Source organism: Tardiphaga sp., from assembly GCF_028290495.1.
Lineage (GTDB): Bacteria > Pseudomonadota > Alphaproteobacteria > Rhizobiales > Xanthobacteraceae > Tardiphaga.
In genome coordinates this window covers 1-3,382 of record NZ_JAQGJT010000222.1, presented here as the reverse complement: position 1 = coordinate 3,382, position 3,382 = coordinate 1, and the positions used below count along the sequence as shown (strand labels likewise).

Annotated in this window: 3 protein-coding genes and 1 pseudogene; all 4 read left to right on the top strand. The window is 61.2% G+C overall.

The genetic code is table 11. The features are described 5' to 3' along the window. Positions 1 to 311 (top strand): annotated as a pseudogene (locus JWQ24_RS28325) (ABC transporter substrate-binding protein); the annotation flags it as partial. An 81-nt stretch (positions 312 to 392) separates the two neighbouring features. Continuing rightward, a complete protein-coding gene (locus JWQ24_RS28320; protein WP_299815878.1) occupies positions 393 to 1,334 on the top strand; it encodes an ABC transporter permease in 942 nt (313 codons plus the stop codon). A gap of 3 nt (positions 1,335 to 1,337) precedes the next feature. Continuing rightward, the gene (locus JWQ24_RS28315; protein ID WP_299815875.1) at positions 1,338 to 2,246 is read left to right on the top strand and encodes an ABC transporter permease; all 909 of its coding nucleotides are present in this window, start codon (positions 1,338 to 1,340) and stop codon (positions 2,244 to 2,246) included. Positions 2,247 to 2,391: 145 nt separating this feature from the next. Continuing rightward, positions 2,392 to 3,382, top strand: a 991-nt coding sequence (locus tag JWQ24_RS28310) for a gamma-glutamyltransferase (RefSeq protein ID WP_299815872.1), incomplete at its 3' end; no start/stop codon positions are given.

The following is a 3,382-nucleotide window of genomic DNA, read 5'->3' as shown; positions in this document are numbered from 1 at the left end:
CCTACGTGAAGAACTGGAGCGGACGCCCGGATCCGGACGGCAATCTGTACACCTTCTACGGTTGCAAGCAGTCGATGAATTATCCCGGCTACTGCGATCCCAAGGTCGACGGCCTGATGGACCAGGCGCGCGCCACGGTCGATGTCGCGCAGCGCCGCAAACTGTACAACCAGGTTGCCGACATAATCCTGGCGGCACGGCCGATCGTCTATCTGTACCACCGCGATTGGCTGTGGGCCTACAACAGGAAATTGACCGGCGTGCGCACCATCCCCGACGGCTTGATCCGTGTGCAAGGCCTGAAGATGTAAGGCATAACCATGCCGGCACAGCGATGAATGTGCCGGCGCCCCGGGCTGTAGTGGCTCCAGATCGCTTCCGAAAAATTATCCATGCTCGCTTACTTCCTGAAACGACTCGCTGCGGTGATTCCGACGATTTTCCTCGTCACGATCATCATCTTCTGTCTGCAGCAACTGCTTCCTGGCGATCCCGCAGTCGTGTTGGCCGGCGAAGACCAAGACCAGAATGTGGTGGCATATCTGCACAAGAAAATGCATCTCGACGAACCGCTGCCGGTGCGGTACGGCTATTGGATCGGCGCCGTCGCGCGGGGCGACCTGGGCGAATCGATGCGCATTCAAAGCCCGGTGCTGGACCTGATCAAGGCGAAGCTGCCAGTGACTGCAGAGCTGGCGGCGCTGTCGATGTGCATCGCCCTGATCATCGGCATTCCGGCCGGCATCGTCTCGGCCGTGACCAAGAATTCGATCTGGGATTACCTGGCGAATGCCGTTGCCTTATGGGGCTTGTCGACGCCCAATTTCTGGCTCGGCATCTTGTTGATCCTGCTGTTTTCCGTCTCCCTCGGCTGGCTCCCGGCGTCCGGTTATGTCAGCCCGTTGGTCGACCTGCGCGCCAATCTGGCTGGGATGATCATGCCGGCCTTCGTGCTGGGCAATGCCATTGCCGCAGTGCTGATGCGCCACACCCGCAGCGCGATGCTGCAGGTATTGAGTGCCGATTACGTGCGTACCGCGCGGGCCAAGGGTCTCAATGAGCGCACAGTTGTGCTGAAGCACGCCCTGCGCAATGCGCTGACACCGATCATCACCTTGGGTGCGCTCGAATTCGGCTCCTTGCTGTCGGGGGCGGTGTTGACCGAGCAGGTGTTTTCGATCCCAGGTTTCGGCAAGCTGATCGTCGACGCGGTGTTTAATCGCGACTACGCGGTGGTGCAAGGCGTGGTGTTGTTTACATCGACCGTCTATATCCTGTTGAATCTGCTGGCGGACTTCGCTTATTTCTTTGTCAATCCACGTCTGCGGGGCTAATTTATGAAAGTCATCGATACGGGAATTGCGCCCGACGCGAGCAGCGCAGCCAAGCCGGCGGCATCGCCGCGTGAAGCGACACCTGCCCGCCGTGCCTTGCGGCGGCTTGCGCGGCGGCGCGGGGCGATGGTGGGCTTATGCGTGGTGCTGCTGTTTGCGGTCGTCGCCCTGTGTGCTTCCTGGATTGCACCCAACGACCCACTTGCCACCAGTTGGAGCGCAGTGCGCAAGCCGCCTTCGCCAGCTTTTCTGTTCGGCACCGATGAACTCGGGCGCGATGTGTTTTCACGCGTTGTATGGGGCTCTCGCGCGTCGCTGCTGGTCGGATTGTTTTCGGTCTGCATTTCCATGATGCTGGGCGTGCCGATCGGGCTGTTGGCCGGGTATGCCGGCGGATGGACCGATGGCATTATTTCTCGCCTGACCGACGCCATGCTGGCGGTGCCGTTCTTGATTTTGGCCATCGCCATGGCGGCATTTCTCGGTCCAAATCTCACCAACGTCATGATTGCCCTCGGCGTGTCGGCAACCCCGGTGTTCATCCGCCTGACCCGCGCGCAAGTGTTGACGGTGAAAGTGGAGGATTTCATCGAAGCGGCGCGCGCCGTCGGCAATCCACACTGGCGCATCGCCCTGCGCCATGTGCTGCCAAATATCCTGCCGCCCTTGATCGTGCAGTCGACACTGGCGATCGCGGCCGCCATCATCGCCGAAGCCAGCCTGTCATTTCTTGGCTTGGGCCAACAACCGCCGGCGCCGAGCTGGGGCAGCATGCTCAACACCGCCAAAAATTATGTCGACAGTGCCCCTTGGATGGCGATCTGGCCGGGGCTGTCGATATTCCTGCTGGTCGTGTCGCTCAACCTGTTGGGCGACGGCTTGCGCGACGCCTTCGATCCCCGTCATAAATAAGGGCCAGCCGGTTACCGGTTTGCAGGCCCATTTTCCCGTGGAAGCAATTGACCGCGTCCACATTTTGCCAACCCAGCGCCGTATTCACCTGAACGGCTTGTCGCAGGCGGGCTTCGCGCCCGGCCGCTATTTACATCGAGATAACATGGAATCGAATCAAAACGCTTTCTGGACCTTCCCCTATACTTCGCAACGCTTGCCGCTGGTCGCCGACAACGTCGTCACCACGTCGCAGCCGCTTGCCTCCTCGGCCGGCCTGCAGATGCTGCTGCGCGGCGGCAATGCGGTCGATGCGGCGCTGGCCACGGCCATCGCCCTGACCGTGGTCGAGCCGTGCAATAACGGCATCGGCGGCGATGTGTTTGCCTTGATCTGGGATGGCAAGAAATTGCACGGCCTGAATGGCTCGGGCCGCGCACCCGCAGCATGGACCCGCGCGTATTTTTCGAAATACACGGAAATGCCGAAGCGCGGCTGGGACTCGGTCACCGTGCCAGGGACCGTGTCGGCATGGCGCGCCGTCTGGGAGCGCTTTGGCAGCCTGCCGTTCGAAGACCTGTTCGAGCCGGCGATACGCTATGCGCGCGAAGGTTACATGGTGTCGCACAACGTCCACAATCAATGGCAAAAGCAGGTCAAGGAACTGATCGGCCAGCCCGGCTATCGCGAAGCGTTTGCGCCGACTGGACAGGCACCGCTGCAGGGCGAGCGCTTCATTTGCCCGGGACAGGCCGACACGCTCGAGCGGATTGCCCGCACCAAGGGCGACGATTTCTATCATGGCGAACTGGCGCGCGCGATTGCGCAACACGCGCGCGATACCGGCGGCGCGCTCACCGAAGCCGACCTCGCCGCGCACAAATCCGAATGGGTCGAGCCGATCAGCATCCGCTACAGGGATGTCGAACTGCATGAGATCGGGCCGAACGGCCAGGGCATTGCGGCGCAGATGGCGCTCGGCATGCTCGAGCAATTCGATTTGAAGAGCATGGACCAGGATGGCGTGCAGGCGACCCACCTGAAGATCGAGGCAATGAAACTGGCGTTCGCCGACCTGTATGAATATGTGGGCGACGTGGATCGCATGACGGAAGTCAAGGCGGCCGACCTGCTCAACGCGGCATATCTGGCCAAAC